We start from the raw sequence: 16,255 nt of genomic DNA on the forward strand, positions 1-16,255 counted from the left end.
GGCTTCTGATGCGTGAATACTATGATCTGGGCAGCTATTCATGTCCGGTAACGACCTCCGTTCCCGAGGCTCAGCTGTGGTTCGACCGCGGCCTGAACTGGACCTATGGGTACAATCACGAAGAAGCCGTGGTTTGTTTCCAGCGCGCAGCTGAACATGACCCCCAATGCGCCATGGCATATTGGGGCGTCGCCTACGCGGCGGGACCGAATTACAACCTGCCATGGGACTTGCAGGACGAGCGGGGTCGCCGCAAGGCGCTAGCGCTGGCTTACGATGCCATGCAAAACGCCCTTCGATTGGCAGACGGCTGTACGCCCGTCGAGCAAGCTCTGATCCGAGCCCTCCCTGCGCGCTATCCGCAACGAGATCCGGCAGAGGACATGCACCGGTGGGATCACGATTTTGCCGAAGCGATGCGCGCAGCCTTCGCCGCGCACCGCGATCATGCGGACCTGCGCACGATCTACGTCGAGGCGCTTTTGAACCTGACACCCTGGAAAATGTGGGACCTGCAAACAGGCCAACCGGCAGAAGGCGCTGCAACGCTTGAAGCGCAAGAGGCGTTGGAATGGGCCATGGCCAACGATCCGGCCGCCATGTCACATCCCGGCCTGCTGCATCTTTATGTTCACCTGATGGAGATGTCGCCCACGCCGGAAAAAGCTCTGAAAGCCGGTGATGTCCTGCGCACATTGGTGCCCGATGCGGGGCACCTCGTGCATATGCCGACACATATTGATGTGCTGTGCGGCCATTATCACAACGTGGTGCAGTGGAACGAAAAAGCCTCGGATGCGGATCTGAAATATTACGAACGCGAAGGCGCGTTCAATATCTACACCGGCTACCGCCAACACAATTATCACTTCGCCATCTACGGCGCGCTGTTTCTGGGTCAGATCGAACCTGCCCTGCGCGCCAATCAGGGTTTGTGGGATACAACGCCAGAGGAGATGCTGCGCATCGAAAGCCCCCCCATGGCGGATTACTTCGAAAGCTACATGTCCATGGGGCCGCACATCCTGATCCGCTTTGGCCGCTGGGAAGAGGCAAAGGCGCTGGAGCTGCCCTCCGATCCGGATCTCTACCGCACCCTGACGGCGACGACCCACTACGCCCGCGCCATCGCACGTGCCGCAACCGGTGACGTCGTCCATGCCGAAGCGGAAGAGAACCTGTTTCTGGCAGCCAGGGAATGCGTTCCGGCAACACGCCGGTTGCACAACAATCGCGCGATCGACCTGCTGGAAATCGCGGGGGAGATGCTGCGCGGTGAGATCGAGTACCGAAAGGGCAATTTCGAGATCGCCTTTGCCCATCTGCGCCGCTCGGTCGAACTGGACGACACCCTGCCCTATGACGAGCCCTGGGGCTGGATGCAGCCCACCCGCCACGCGCTTGGCGCATTGCTGTTCGAACAAGGTCATGCAGCAGAAGCAGAAGCCGTCTATCGCGAAGATCTTGGCCTTGGCGGCTCGCTCAGCCGCGCGTCGATCCATCCCGACAACGTCTGGAGCCTGAAGGGGCTGTACGATTGTCTCAAAGCCCGCGGGGAAGATGTTGAAATCCGACAGGTCAAACAACGCCTCGACTTGGCTTTGGCCCGCGCTGATCGGGCGGTTGCAGCGTCTTGCTTCTGCGCGCAGGCTGCAATGCGTGTATAGGCGGGATCGCGCTGCCGCGCGATGCCTCCGGCGGGGATATTTTCAGCCAGATGAAGCTGGGATCCGTGACTTCATCTGGCCGCAAATATCCCGGGGGAGATGCGCGGAACGCGCAGAGGGGGCAGAGCCCCATCCTGCCTATCAACCAGCCTTGGTCTTCTTCTTTTCCGCGACCACTTTTTCAGCAAGGTCGCGGGCAATCGCAAAGGCCCCTTTGATCTTGTCGCTGTCTTTCTTCCAATCCCGGCGCACGACGATCTTGTTATCCTTGACCTTGGCCATGCCGCGCTGGTTCTGAATGAATTCAACCAATCCCTGAGGGGATGCGAACTTGTCGTTGTGGAACTGGATCGTCGCGCCTTTCGGGCCTCCGTCCAGCTTGGCGATGCCCGCCCTTTTGCACATGGCCTTGATGCGCACGACCAGCATCAGGGTATTCACCTCTTTCGGCAATTTACCGAAACGGTCGATCAACTCCGCGGCAAAGCCCTCCAGCTCGACCTTGGTCGACAGCGACGACAAGCGGCGGTAGAGGCCGAGACGAACATCCAGATCGGGTACGTAATCATCGGGAATCAGAACCGGCACGCCCAGATTGATCTGTGGGGCCCATTGGTCGTCAGCATCTGACAGCCCCTCCATCTCGCCGGCCTTGATCTTGGCAATCGCTTCTTCCAGCATGGATTGATAAAGCTCGTAGCCCACATCGCGCATCTGGCCAGACTGTTCTTCGCCCAGCAGATTGCCAGCGCCCCGAATGTCGAGGTCCTGGCTGGCCAGAGTGAACCCGGCCCCCAGCGTGTCCAACGAGCCCAGAACCCGCAGGCGTTTCTCGGCCGTAGCCGTCAGTTTCTGCCGTGGCTTGGTGGTCAGATAGGCATAGGCGCGGGTTTTGGACCGCCCCACCCGGCCCCGGATCTGGTAGAGCTGCGCAAGACCGAACATGTCAGCGCGGTGCACTACCATCGTGTTCGCCGTTGGAATGTCCAAACCGCTTTCCACAATTGTCGTCGCCAGCAGCACATCATACTTACCGTCATAAAACGCATTCATTCGGTCATCGAGTTCACCCGCCGCCATCTGGCCATGTGCAACAACATAGGTCAGTTCCGGCAGCTGGTTTTTCAGGAACTCCTCGATCTCGGGCAGGTCCGAGATGCGCGGAACCACGTAGAAACTCTGCCCGCCGCGATAGTGTTCGCGCAGCAGCGCCTCTCGAATCGTGACCGCGTCGAATTCGCTGACATAGGTTCTGATCGCCAAGCGGTCGATGGGCGGTGTGCCGATGATCGACAGATCGCGCACCCCAGTTAGCGACAATTGCAAGGTTCGCGGAATCGGGGTTGCGGTCAGGGTGAGAACATGGATGTCACTGCGCAGTTGCTTCAGCCGTTCCTTGTGTCCCACGCCGAAATGTTGTTCTTCGTCGATGACCAGCAGACCCAGATTGTGAAACCGTATGTTCTTGGCCAACAGCGCATGGGTCCCGATCACGATATCGACCGTGCCCTTGGCCAGCCCGTCACGTGTCAGCTGCGCCTCTTTGGCCGAGACGAAACGCGACAATTGCCGCACTTCCAGAGGGAAGCCGCGAAACCGTTCCCTGAAGCTTGCGGCATGCTGTCGGGCAAGCAGTGTTGTCGGTGCCACGACCGCAACCTGCACGCCTGACATGGCGGCGACAAAGGCGGCACGCATCGCCACCTCGGTCTTGCCAAAACCGACGTCGCCGCAGATCAGGCGATCCATGGGGGCACCAGAATGCATGTCTTCCATCACATCCGAGATGGCGCGCAACTGGTCATCGGTTTCCTGATAGGGGAAACGCGCGCTGAACTCCTCCCACGCGTGCGGCGGTGGGTCCATCACGGGGGCCTTACGCAAAGCACGTTCCGCCGCGATGCGGATCAGCTTGTCCGCCATCTCGCGGATGCGCTCTTTCAGCTTGGCCTTCTTGGCCTGCCAGGCACCACCGCCAAGTCGATCCAAAAGCCCTTCGTCATGACCGTATTTCGACAGCAGTTCGATGTTTTCGACCGGCAGGTACAACTTTGCCTGCTCGGCATATTCCAGCAGCAGGCATTCATGGGCGGCACCGGCGGCCGTGACGACCTCCATCCCCATATAACGACCAATGCCGTGATCCACATGCACCACCAGATCACCGGGGCTGAGGGATTGGGTCTCGGTCAGGAAATTCTCGGCCTTGCGGCGTTTTTTGGGTTGGCGGATCAGCCTGTCGCCCAGAACATCCTGTTCCGCGATCACCGTCAGGTCGGGGGTCTCGAAACCGTGTTCCAGCGCCCAGACGGCAAGGTGCAGGCCGCGCTTTCCGATGCGCGTTCCATTGGCAATGGGAATCGCCTCGGCCAGACCTTCATCCTCGATCAGGCCGGTCAGACGTTCGCGCGCACCTTCTGAATAGGACGCAATCAGCACCGGACCGTTGTCAAGCTTGGCGGTGATGTGGCTGGCCAAAGCACCGAACAGGCTGATGCTTTCCTGCTGACGTTCCGGAGCAAAGTTGCGCCCGATCCGCCCGCCCGCATCGATGACACCCGGACCCGAGGCCTGCGGCAAAGGACTGAACTGCATGACGCGCCGATCCGCAACAGCCGCCTCCCACGCGGCATCATCCAGATACAGCAGCCCCGGAGGTGTGGGTTTATAGACCGTATCCATGCGGGATCGGTTTTCCAGCGCCAGACGCCGGGTTTCGTATTGATCGGCAATCGTCTCCCATCGGGCCAGTCTGGCCGGTGTAACCTGATCGTCGACGGTGATCGTGGCATCCGGCAGATAATCAAACAGTGTTTCAAGCTTCTCGTGGAAGAAGGGCAGCCAATGTTCGATACCCTGATGCTTGCGACCGGCACTTACCGCTTCGTAGAGCGGATCATCCGTGCCCGCGGCGCCGAATTCGATCCGGTAGTTCTGGCGGAACCGCGTGATGGCCGCATCATCCAGAATGACCTCGGACACCGGCGCAAGCTCAACCACGTCCAGCTTTTCGGTCGTGCGCTGAGACACGGGATCAAAACGGCGCGCGCCGTCCAGTACGTCTCCGAACAGGTCCAGACGGACGGGGCCCGATTCACCCGGCGGGAAGATGTCGATGATACCGCCGCGAATGGCGTAATCGCCCGGCTCCATCACGGTGGGGCTTTGCGTGAAGCCCATGCGCACCAGGAAGTTGCGTAGCGCGGCCTCATCTATGCGCTGATCGACACGGGCGGTGAACGCAGCTTCGCGCAGCACGTCTCGCGCCGGGACGCGTTGGGTTGCCGCATTCAATGTCGTCAACAACACGAATTTCTGCGGCATCTGGTGAACCAGAGCCGCCAGCGTGGCAACGCGGGCCGCTGAAATGTCGGCATTGGGTGACACCCGGTCATAAGGCAGACAATCCCAGCCCGGAAACACGAAGACCGGCATGTCAGGGGCAAAGAAGGCCAGCGCCGCGCGCATCGCCTCCATCCGCTTGTCGTCACGTGCGACATGGGCCACCGGCCCGTTGCTGCGGGCGATTTCGTTCAGCACAAGCTGCGCGTCAAACCCTTCGGGGGCGCCGCCAACTGTCACGTGGTTCGGAGCCTTCATCGCCTCGCCTTTCAGATTTTGCTATCCCAGAACGCCAATCGAGATGTTCTGATACATGCCCCAGAACGAAGTGACCAGTATCGAGATCATGCCTATGATCTGGGTATAGAGCCGGCAGCGCGCAATGGTTTTCGAAACGGACTCGAGCGTCAGTTCCTGCCGCCGCAATCGTCGCGCGTGCACGATGTTCACCACCAGAACAAGCGTCAGTGGAAACAGAAGAAGGAACACGGCCTGCGCGAATTCGACGCCGTAATAGAACCCAAGCGTGGCCAGCCCTGTGAACAGAAAACACCCGAATGCCAACAGGATGGTGCCTGACATGTCGACGATCAACAAGATCCGGTTGGTGTGTATGCGAACGATGTCCAGAAGGTCGATCTCGACCTGCCCGCCAATGCGTCGGGCACGCACCACCAGATCGTAGGGAATGCCCATTACCCAGTGACTCGCCGAAGACCAGACAACCGCCAGCACGATCCAGAACCAGAGATTCGAAAAGCTACGCATGTCGATGACTTCAAATATCGAAGAGTACCAGTCCAAACCCAACCCTTTATTCAAACTACTCAGGGAGGATTGGCCACGCTGCCGCGTCCATTGATACCCTTGAGACCTTTGTGAATTCATGCCACCCAATGCACGAATGTTCAAGGAGAACGCGCCATGAAACCGACCATTGCCCCCTATCCCATGACCCGCTTTCGGCGTGCCCGTCAATCCCGGGCAATCCGCGGACTTGTGCGCGAGAATGTCTTGACCACGGATGACCTGATCTGGCCCGTTTTCGTCCGCGACGGCGAAGGGGTTGAAGAACCCGTTCCCTCGATGCCGGGCGTGGTTCGCTGGTCGGTGGATCTGATTGCAAAAGCGGCCGTCGAAGCGCAAGCGCTTGGAGTCCCGGCGATATGCATCTTTCCCTACACGGATTCCGCGCTCAAGACCGAAGACTGCGCCGAGGCCTGGAACCCCGACAACCTGTCGAACCGGGCCATCCGGGCGATCAAGGCGGCAGCCCCCGACATTGCGGTGATGACGGACGTGGCGCTGGACCCGTACAATATCAATGGTCATGACGGCTATGTCGTCGACGGAGAGATCGTGAATGATCAGACCATCGAAGCGTTGGTCAAGATGACCCTTGCCCAGGCCGATGCCGGTGCCGACATCATCGGACCGTCGGACATGATGGACGGCCGGATCGGGGAAATGCGCCGCGCATTGGAAGGTGCCGGGCATCACAACGTGATGATCCTCAGCTATGCCGCGAAATACGCAAGCGCTTTTTATGGGCCCTTCCGCGACGCCGTCGGCGCCTCGGGCGCGCTGACCGGTGACAAGAAAACCTATCAGATGGACCCGGCCAACTCGAACGAAGCCCTGCGCCTGATCGAACGCGATCTGACCGAAGGCGCGGACATGGTGATGATCAAACCCGGAATGCCCTATCTGGATATCTGCCGACGGGTGAAAGACAGCTTTGGCGCGCCCACCTATGCCTATCAGGTGTCGGGAGAATACGCGATGATCCAGGCGGCCGCCCAGAATGGCTGGATCGACGGAGAAAAGGCGATGCTGGAAAGCCTGCTGGCCTTCAAGCGCGCCGGGTGCGACGGTATTCTTACCTATTTCTCACCTCAGGTTGCCCGCATCCTGCAAGGCTAAAACCCCGAAGAGTCGCAACTTTTCGCCGACAAACCCCCTTGAGCGGGCAGCTTTCCCGTGACACAACGCCATAATCGGCGTATCCTTGCCGGCAAGATCGGGATCACCCGACACATCAGGCACAGTTACAGAGAAAAAACCATGAGCAGTTCCAACTCCCCCCGACTGAACCGTCGCGGCTTTGCCTTGGGCATGGCAGGCCTGTCCCTGACCGCCGCCTGCGGCAACGGCGTCGGCAATTCAAACTCGGCCATGATCGACGCCCGCGTCGATGCCACGCTGACCGAAATGTACAGCCGGTATCCCAACACCGTGGAAATCGCGAACAAAGCCAACGGCATGTTGGTTATGCCCCTGATCACCGACGCCGGATTGATCTTCTTTGGCGGTGCCTACGGCCAAGGCGCGCTGCGCATCAACGGCGCCACGGTCGATTACTATTCCGCAGTTTCCGGCACCGCAGGTCTGCAAATCGGTGCGCAGCAATATGCGCACATCCTGTTCTTCATGACCGAAGATGCGCTGAACGATTTCCGCCGTTCCAGCGGATGGACAGCTGGTGCCGACATTGGATATGTAGTTGACGCAACTGGGAATTCCTTGTCCACGGACACGACAACACTGCGTTCGCCGGTGCTGGCGGTGGTCTTTGGCCAGGCCGGTCTTAAATTCGGCGCGACCGTCGAAGGGACGAAATACACCCGCATCATCCCATAACCCGGATTACCACTTCCCCCACACACGGCCCCGTCGCAGCACAACACTGCGGCGGGGCATTTGATTTCAACCCTTCCCGCGCAGGTTCTTGCCGCGTTCCTCTTTCGGTCGGACCGACCATCCTCTAGTCTCTGCGCAACATTCATCTGAACAAGAATAGGGGCAGTAATGGGTCTTGTTTTCCGCTGGCTGGTGCGCATCGCGTCGGGTCTGATCATCCTGATCCTCGCCGCCATGGGCCTTGTCTATTTTTTGGCCAGCCAATCCCTGCCGGACTATGACCAAACGCTTGAGGTCGACGGTCTGACCGCCCCGGTCGAGATCGTGCGCGACACCGCCAACGTGCCGCATATTCTGGGCCAGACCGATCCCGATGTGTTCTTTGGTTTGGGATATGCCCATGCACAGGATCGACTGTGGCAGATGACGGTCATGCGCCGTACCGCGCAAGGCCGACTGTCCGAGGTCTTTGGCCCGCGCACGCTTCACATCGACAAGCTGCTGCGCAGACTGGACCTTTACGGGCTGGCCCACCGCTCGGTCGAGGTGCAGGACGACTATACCAAGGCCGCCCTGCGCGCCTATTCCGCCGGGGTCAATGCCCGCCTGACCGAGATCAACGAAGAGGCGCTGGGTCGCGGCGCACCCGAAATGTTCCTGTTCAACGCCCCGGTCTCGCCCTGGCAACCGGGTGACAGTATCGCGGTGATCAAGCTGATGGCGCTGCAACTGTCAGGCCACCTGACCGATGAAGTTCTGCGTGCGCGTACGTCCCTGATGCTGAACAACCCCGAACGTCTGGCCGATATCCTGCCCGACGTTCCCGGACCCGGCATCGCGGCGTTGCCGGAATATGCCGCCCTGTTCCCAAATCTCCCGCGGTATGCGGCGGGAACGGACGTTCCCGACACACCTCTTTCGCCCCTTCCCAAACGTGGTCTGGCCGGAGCTTCAAACGCCTGGACCGCCGCGCCGTCACGTTCTGCAAGTGGCGGGACCTTGTTGGCCAACGACCCTCATTTGGGTTTCACTGCGCCCGGGATTTGGTACCTGGCACATCTCGGCCTGGAAAAAGGCGGTGTCATTGGGGCTTCGATCCCTGGTGTGCCCGCCATCATGACCGGACGCAGCGACCGGCTGGGATGGGGGCTTACATCCTCGTATCTTGACGATCAGGACGTTCATATCGAGCAGTTGAATCCTGACAATCCCGAGGAATACCTGACCCCGACCGGCTTCAAGGAATTCCAGACCCGCCCTTCGATCATCGAGATCAAGGGGGAAGCTCCGGTAACGCTGACCCTGCGCTGGACGGACAATGGGCCGGTGCTGCCGGGCACGGATTACAAGCTGGAAACCATCACGCCGCCGGGCCATGTGGCATCGCTGTCCTGGACGGCGCTCAGCCCGCAGGACACGTCGATGTCGGCGTCCATGGCGCTGATGAACGCCGACAACGTGGAGCAGGCCATCGCGGTCGGTGAGCAGTTCATCGCGCCTTCTCAGAACCTGTCGCTGGTCGACAAGACGACCATCGGGATGAAGCTGATCGGCGCCATGCCTCGGCGTGATCTGCTAAATCAAAGTAGGGGGCGCATCCCCTCGCCCGGCTGGATCGAGGCCAATCGCTGGCAAGGCCGCCTGCCCTATGCCGACAACCCGGAATTCGTGGCCCCCGTCGGCGGGGTTCTGGGCAACACGAACAACAAGATCATCGACCGCCCCTTCCCGGATCACGTCTCGTATGAATGGGGCGATACGCAGCGCGTGCATCGTTGGGAGCGCCTGATGCAATCGCGCGAGGTGCATACCCGCGACAGCTTTATCGAGGCACAGCTGGACACGGTCAGCTTTACCGCGCGGTCCCTGCTGCCGCTGATCGGTGCCGACCTGTGGTTCACCGGGGCTTCGGCCCCCGAAGGAACGCCGGAACGCCAGCGCCAGATCGCGCTGTCGCTGCTGGCGGACTGGAACGGTGAGATGAACGAACACCTGCCCGAGCCGTTGATCTATGCGGCCTGGCTGCGTGCGCTGCAAATCCGGCTGATCTCGGACGAGCTTGGGCCTCTGGCCAGTGAATACAAACATGTCGAACCGCTGTTCATCGAACGGGTCTATCGCGACATTGACGGCGCGGGTGTCTGGTGCGACGTGATTCAAAGCGCACCGGTCGAGACATGCACCGAGATGGCGCGGCTTGCGCTGGACGACGCGCTGATCTGGATCTCTGAACGATATGGCAGCGCGCTTGAATCCCTGCGTTGGGGCGACGCGCATCAGGCAACGCATGATCACCCCGTGCTGGGCTCTGTCCCGATATTGCGGTTTTTTGTGAATATTCGCCAATCGACCAGCGGCGGCGACAACACATTGCTGCGTGGCCGAACATCGGGGGAAGGGCCTGATCCGTTCCAGAATGTGCACGGCGCCGGGTATCGCGGGGTGTATGACTTTGCCGACCCCAACAGCTCGGTCTTCATTACAGCGACCGGGCAATCGGGTCATTTCCTGTCGCGTTACTATGACGATCAGGCGCAGCTGTGGCGGCGTGGCGAATACATACCCATGTCACTGGATCTTGATCTGGCCCGCGCCGCGGCTGTCGGGGTAACCAATCTGATCCCGCGATAATCCGCCTATTCGGCAAGTCCCCGCCCTGTTCGCGGGGGCATCGTGGCACCCACAGCTTTATTCGCCTAACATAACATCACCGATCATGTGGGACCAAAAGGGGGCGAGTATGGCCAGCATTCGGGATACTCTGAATAACCTCGCGCGAGACTACGCAATAGCCTGGAGCTCAGGTGACCCCGACGCGGTTGCCGGCTTCTTCGCGTCAAACGGGCAGGTCACCATCAACCGGGGCGACCCGATCGAGGGGCGCGCTGCGATCGCCGACATGGCCCGGAGGTTTTTCGCGGATTTTCCGGATCTCGAGCTGCGTTGCGATATGATGCGATGGGCCGGATCTCATGCCATATTCGTCTGGACCCGCGAAGGGCACCATTCCGTAACCGGCAATCACGTCATAGCGCGCGGCTGGGAAGAGTGGGAACTGACGTCAGATTACCTTGTACAATCATCATCGGGCTGGTTCGACGCGGACGACCATCAACGGCAGATAGACGGGGCCTGACTCACCGTCCGCTGGATGCGCATTCTATCCTGTAGTCCCGCGGTATCCCCTGAGTGACCCGCGACCAGTCAGACGCTCGTGTCCGGGCCTGATGTGCATCGAAAGCCTGCTGATCTGCAAACACTTCTGACACGTTGAACCGACCCGGACAGGTCTGATGCTCGATCACGTCGAAGGATATGCAGCCCTGTTCCGCTCGGGTCAGTTTTACACGGTACGGCAACGCCGCGCGCACCTCTTCCAGCCGGTCTACAGGCACATCGATATGGCCGGTCAGGAACACTCTTTGGTCCGGCTTGTCAGACATGGGCAGCGCTGTCCCCAAATCTACAACGAGTCAAACTGAGCCGCCTGTTTATCGGTCCACAATACCGTGATGCGGAAACCGTCATCGGTCTGTTCTTCTGTGCGCACCACATCCTGGCGGAACAACCAGGCCCGCTTGTCCCCGTCAGAGAAAGACAGATCCAATACCGCCTCACGCCGTGCACCTTGCAGATGCATCGCAATCTCGGACAGCAACGGCGCGATGCCTTCCCCGGTTACAGCCGAAATCGCGAATATCTCAGGATCTCGGTCCGCCCGCGCCAGCGTTGCCTCGCGCTCATCGGCGCTCAGCAGGTCTATCTTGTTCCAGACCTCAAGCCGAGGCCTCTCTTCGCCGACGCCGAGCGAGGTCAGGATCGCCTCGACATCCTGCGCCTGCGCCTCGGTTTCCTCGTGGCTGATATCACGCACATGGACGATCAGGTCGGCACCCAGGACTTCTTCCAGCGTGGCCCGGAAAGCTGCCACAAGCTCGGTCGGGAGGTTCGAGATAAAGCCCACCGTGTCCGACAGGATCACTTCGGGGCCGTCGGGCAACTGTACGCGGCGCATGGTCGGGTCCAGCGTGGCGAACAGCATGTCCTTGGCCATCACTTCGGCCCCGGTCAGGTGATTGAACAGCGTCGATTTCCCTGCGTTCGTATACCCGACGAGTGCGACGATTGGATAAGGCACCTTGGCCCGGGCGGCCCGGTGCAGTGTCCGGGTCTTGACCACCTTCTTCAACTGCCGCCGCAAGCGTACCAGTTGCTCGTCAATGGCGCGGCGGTCGGCTTCGATCTGAGTTTCGCCGGGTCCGCCGACAAATCCCAAACCACCGCGCTGACGTTCAAGGTGTGTCCACGCCCGTACCAGCCGCGTCCGCTGATAGCTGAGCGCGGCCATCTCGACCTGCAACACCCCTTCCCGCGTGCGGGCGCGATCGCTGAAAATCTCAAGGATCAACCCGGTCCGATCGAGGATCTTGACCTTCCACGCCTTTTCCAGATTGCGCTGCTGCACCGGGGTCACCGGCCCGTCGATCAGAACCAGCTCAACCTCGTTGTCGCGAAAACGCGCACCAAGTTCTTCAATCTTGCCGCTGCCGAACAAATACCCGGCCTGCGCGCGTTGAAGTCGCACGACTTCTGACCCGATCACGTCCAGATCGGGCAATGCGGCGGCCAGTGCCACCGCCTCTTCCAGCGCCGGTTCGGGGACACGGCGCTGTTCGTCTGATTTGATTTCGGGATGCAGCACCCAGGCCCGGGTGCGCGCCCGCTCATGTTCCATCAAGAGGCGTCTTCGCCCTCATACAGGTTGATCGGCTGTGACGGCATGATGGTCGAAATCGCGTGTTTGTAGACCAGCTGCGACTGTCCGTCGCGGCGCAACAATACGCAGAAATTGTCGAACCAGGTGATGACACCCTGCAATTTCACACCGTTGATCAGGAAAATCGTGACCGGAACCTTAGCTTTCCGTACATTGTTCAGGAAGGCATCCTGAAGATTCTGTCTGTCCGAAGCCATATTTTTATAATCTCGCCATTGTTCTTGCTACGCGCTGCGGACCAACGCGCTCCCTCCGGCAGAGTATGGAGTGCTACGCACAGATATTCCAGATGAAAAATCAGGCGTTAGCCGCCGCATGATGTGCCCGGCTCAATCCCGCCAAAGCGACGGGGTGATCAGGGCGATGATCGCCAGCGTTTCCAGACGCCCGATGACCATGGCCGCGCACAGCGTCAGCTTGGCGCTGGCAGGAAGGTCGATCAGGCGAATTGGAACGTCGGTGGCCAACTCGATCAACGGCCCCGTCGTGCTGAGTGTGGCCACGCTGAGCACCATGGCCTGTTCGAATCCGGACCCCATCGCCGCAAGCAATAGGTTGAATACCGCAAGGGTCAGCGCAAAAAGCATCAGAAAGATCCAGGCGATGAACGCCCCGTCGCTTTGAATGCGGCGATTGCCACCCCCTGCACCGCTGACGGACGAGGGATAGATCAGGCGGTCGATCTCTCGTGCGCCATTCAGATACAGCGCGAAGACCCGCAACAGCTTGACCCCTCCGGCCGTCGTCGCGACGCCTCCGCCGATCAATGCCAGCCCCATCAACAGCAAACCAGGCGTTCCCAAACCCGACAGTTGCTGTGCGTCGTTCCAGTTCGCGCTTTCGAATCCGGCCGTCGTCAGGAAAGCCAGAACGGTGAACAGCATCCCCCAGATGACTTGCAACGCCTGCATTGGTTCCATTTGACCACCGATTTCCGTCACGCCCGCGACAACCCGGAAGAACAACAGGATTGCGACAGCAAGGACAATCATCAGACCAATGCGAAACTCTGGGTCCGTATCCAGACGGGAATAGCCTGTTGTCGCGGTATCCTTCGAAAAAGTCAGACGCGAGAGAGCAAAGAACAGGAACAGAAACAGGATGGCTTCGCCCGTAAACCCGGCCTGCGCCCCCTCCATGCCGCCTACCGGAGAGATTCCGGACGTGGCCATCACTGCCATCGCATGGCACACGGCCGTCAGACCGACTTCACCGGCGATCAACAGAAGAACCCAGATCACGGTCGTCAGCCCGACATAGACTGGCGTCAGGGTCCTGGCGACACGGATCAGACGGCCTCGCGGGTCCACGCGCTCGCTCTGTGCCACCCCTGACACCGGGCGCCCCGGCTGGCCTTTGGCAGTGACCTCGAACCCACCAAGCGACAGCGGCGCAAGGATCGCCGCAGCGGCGGTCCACATAAGCAGGCCGCCCATCCAACCGACCATGGCGCGCCACAAATGCAACGGGGCCGTCAGGCGGGCCGGATCCGGAAACAGGTCCGCCCCCGTGGTCGTCAGAGAGCTGACCATATCGAAATAGGCGTTCAGAAAGGTGGTCGTTCCAAGTGCGTCGTGAAATGGGATCGCCAGAAAGATGGGTAGCAGCGTGAAACAGGCCAGCATCACCGCCAGCTGCCCCAACGTGCCGCGCCGGGGTATGCGGTTGGAGGACGCCATCGCGATGGTGGCAACCAGAAACAAGCCCAAGATCCCGGAATACAGAAAGGATCGTGACGTGTCGTGATCGTCCAGAGCCAACGCATAGATCGCTGGAATCCACATGGTCAGGGATGCAATGCCCCAGATCAACAGGAACAACGGCAACCGCCGCAACAATCCAACCTGTTGTGTCCCTGCATGCGCCATCAGAAGAAATCGATTGAAACCTGCATCAGGCGTTCAACCTCTGGTACGTCCTTGGCCATGGCAAAGATTGCGACCACATCTTTTTCATCGATCCGCAGGCTGCCTGTCGGTCGCAAAACCTCGTCTCCCTTGCGGACCGCGCCCACAAGCACCCCCTCGGGAAAGTCGATATCGCGCAGACGTTGCCCGGCCATAGGCGAGGTTGACAGAACCTCGGCCTCGATCACCTCGGCCTCGGCGTCCCCTATGGAATAGACCTGACGCACCCGTCCATGCCGGATGTGCCGCAGGATCGAACTGACGGTCGTGGCCCGCGGGTTGATATAAGCATCGATCCCCAAGGGCCCCATCAGAGCCACCATGCTGGGATCGTTGATCAATGCAATCGCCAGAGCGCAGCCTTCGGCCTTGGCACGCACCGCAGCCAGCATGTTCGTACGGTCGTCATCCGTAACTGCCAGCATCGCATCGGCCCGCTCGATCCCCGCTTCGCTCAGCAACCCGGCATCCAGCCCGTCGCCATGCAGCACGATCGTCCGTTCCAGAGCTTCGGCGGCAAGTTCAGCGCAATGGCGGTCGCGTTCGATGATCTTGGCCCGCACGCGGCTTTCGCGTTCTTCCAGCGTTCTGGCCACTTCCAGCCCGACATTTCCGCCGCCCACGATCACCACGCGATCCTGCCGCTTCTGCGCCTTGCCGAACACCTCCATGGTGCGATCCACGTCCTTGACGTTGGTAAAGACATAGCATTCGTCGCCCACGAACAACTGATCCTCGGACTCGGGCGCAAACAGCGTGCCTTCGCGCCGCACCCCAACCACGATGGAACTGAGGGTCGAGAACAGATCCGTCAGCTGCCGCAACGGTGTATTCACGATCGGGCAATCCTCTTCCACCCGCACCCCAAGCAGCTGCGCCTTGCCGTCCATGAAAATCTCGGTGTCAAAAGCGGATGGGGCAGACAGGCGGCGCATGGCAGCGGCGGCAACTTCGCGTTCGGGACTGATCACCACATCAATCGGCAGATGATCACGACGGTACAGATCCGAGTGGATCGCCTCGAGATAGGATTTCGACCGCAGGCGCGCGATCTTGCGCTGGATCGAAAAGACCGAGTGCGCCATCTGGCAGGTGACCATGTTCACCTCATCCGAATGGGTGGCGGCGATGATCATGTCAGCGTCACGGGCCCCTGCCCGTTCCAGCACGTCCGGGTAACTTGCAAACCCGGCGATCCCCTGCACATCCAGCGTTTCCGTCGCCCGCCTTACAAGGTCGGGGTTGTTGTCCACGACGGTGACATCGTTCAGCTCGCCCGAAAGATGCCGCGCGATCTGCCAGCCGACCTGCCCCGCACCGCAAATAATGACCTTCATGCTTCTGGCCCTTCTGCCTGAAAGGATTGAATGACAGATGCCCCCAGAGCGGTCAATTGAATTGTCATCGCAGCCCCGCTGCGGCAAGATAAGCATATGAAAACGCTGTTTCCTATGCTGATACCTTTGATGGTGCTGTCTTCTTGCGGACCACTTTCGCTTTACTACCGCGAAGGTGAAACCGTATCGCGCCTGCAAAAAGAGACCACTCAGTGCCAGCTGAAGGCGGTTAAAGAAGTGCCGGTAGCCAATCAGATCCGCCAAAGCCCGCCAACCTACTGGCCGGGGCGTACATATTGCGATGGCAGGGGTCGTTGCTATCGATCACCCGGCTGGTGGCAGCCCGGCCGTGTTTATACCGTGGATGTGAATCAGGGCCTGCGCAACACGGTCGAAGCGCAATGCATGGCCCAGAAAGGGTTTCGACCCGTAAGCCTGCCGCCATGCAAGCAGAACGTCAAATCACGCGTGCCCGCGACGCGAACAACCACTTTGCCACCGCTCAACAGCGCGTCGTGCTTTGTGAAATTCGATGACGGCTCATTTCAGATCATAACGCCTGGCCAGGCCGGCTGAGGCCGTGCG

The 16,255-nt window shown here is 60.2% G+C and carries 13 protein-coding genes; 6 read left to right on the plus strand and 7 right to left on the minus strand.

Annotation, left to right across the window (positions count from 1 at the left end; translation table 11 throughout):
• Window positions 1-8: 8 nt before the first annotated feature.
• On the plus strand, window positions 9-1,667 hold the full coding sequence (locus ACR0E2_RS03930; RefSeq protein WP_480445278.1) for a tetratricopeptide repeat protein: 1,659 nt from the start codon (window positions 9-11) through the stop codon (window positions 1,665-1,667).
• Between the two features lie 141 nt (window positions 1,668-1,808).
• Here ACR0E2_RS03930 and mfd read toward each other — a convergent pair whose 3' ends face one another.
• Entirely contained in the window at window positions 1,809-5,267 is a 3,459-nt protein-coding gene (mfd, locus tag ACR0E2_RS03935) for a transcription-repair coupling factor (protein ID WP_480445280.1), read from the minus strand.
• A gap of 21 nt (window positions 5,268-5,288) precedes the next feature.
• On the minus strand, window positions 5,289-5,813 hold the full coding sequence (locus tag ACR0E2_RS03940; protein WP_152458141.1) for a component of SufBCD complex: 525 nt from the start codon (window positions 5,811-5,813) through the stop codon (window positions 5,289-5,291).
• 120 nt (window positions 5,814-5,933) lie between these two features.
• Between ACR0E2_RS03940 and hemB the strand changes: the two genes are divergently transcribed.
• The 4 genes from hemB (at window position 5,934) to ACR0E2_RS03960 (ending at window position 10,785) form a co-directional block, all read left to right on the plus strand.
• Window positions 5,934-6,932, plus strand: a complete 999-nt coding sequence (hemB, locus tag ACR0E2_RS03945) for a porphobilinogen synthase (RefSeq protein WP_480445281.1) — start codon at window positions 5,934-5,936, stop codon at window positions 6,930-6,932.
• A 141-nt stretch (window positions 6,933-7,073) separates the two neighbouring features.
• The gene (locus ACR0E2_RS03950) at window positions 7,074-7,649 is read left to right on the plus strand and encodes a lipid-binding SYLF domain-containing protein (protein WP_171228223.1); all 576 of its coding nucleotides are present in this window, start codon (window positions 7,074-7,076) and stop codon (window positions 7,647-7,649) included.
• 168 nt (window positions 7,650-7,817) lie between these two features.
• Complete coding sequence (locus tag ACR0E2_RS03955; RefSeq protein ID WP_480445282.1) at window positions 7,818-10,280, plus strand: penicillin acylase family protein; 2,463 nt, start codon at window positions 7,818-7,820, stop codon at window positions 10,278-10,280.
• Between the two features lie 109 nt (window positions 10,281-10,389).
• Entirely contained in the window at window positions 10,390-10,785 is a 396-nt protein-coding gene (locus tag ACR0E2_RS03960) for a nuclear transport factor 2 family protein (RefSeq protein WP_171328210.1), read from the plus strand.
• 1 nt (window position 10,786) lies between these two features.
• On the opposite strand, the gene ACR0E2_RS03965 is transcribed toward ACR0E2_RS03960, so the two are convergent.
• The 5 genes from ACR0E2_RS03965 to trkA form a co-directional block, all read right to left on the minus strand.
• Window positions 10,787-11,092, minus strand: a complete 306-nt coding sequence (locus ACR0E2_RS03965; RefSeq protein WP_480445283.1) for a putative quinol monooxygenase — start codon at window positions 11,090-11,092, stop codon at window positions 10,787-10,789.
• A gap of 20 nt (window positions 11,093-11,112) precedes the next feature.
• Window positions 11,113-12,384 (minus strand): GTPase HflX, encoded by a 1,272-nt coding sequence (gene hflX / locus ACR0E2_RS03970; protein WP_480445285.1) that lies wholly within the window; start codon window positions 12,382-12,384, stop codon window positions 11,113-11,115.
• Entirely contained in the window at window positions 12,384-12,623 is a 240-nt protein-coding gene (hfq, locus tag ACR0E2_RS03975; protein WP_005982826.1) for an RNA chaperone Hfq, read from the minus strand. The genes hflX and hfq overlap by 1 nt, the downstream gene beginning before the upstream one ends.
• 132 nt (window positions 12,624-12,755) lie before the next feature.
• Window positions 12,756-14,294: a TrkH family potassium uptake protein gene (locus tag ACR0E2_RS03980; RefSeq protein ID WP_480445286.1), complete on the minus strand. Its 1,539-nt coding sequence runs from the start codon at window positions 14,292-14,294 to the stop codon at window positions 12,756-12,758.
• A complete protein-coding gene (gene trkA, locus ACR0E2_RS03985) occupies window positions 14,294-15,670 on the minus strand; it encodes a Trk system potassium transporter TrkA (protein ID WP_152458149.1) in 1,377 nt (458 codons plus the stop codon). Before trkA ends, ACR0E2_RS03980 begins: the two co-directional genes overlap by 1 nt.
• 96 nt (window positions 15,671-15,766) lie before the next feature.
• Here trkA and ACR0E2_RS03990 point away from each other — a divergent pair, with 96 nt between their 5' ends.
• Window positions 15,767-16,246, plus strand: coding sequence for a hypothetical protein (locus ACR0E2_RS03990; RefSeq protein WP_152458150.1), 480 nt, complete (start codon window positions 15,767-15,769; stop codon window positions 16,244-16,246).
• The last annotated feature ends 9 nt before the right edge of the window (window positions 16,247-16,255 follow it).

Source organism: Ruegeria sp. A4 (assembly GCF_056543025.1).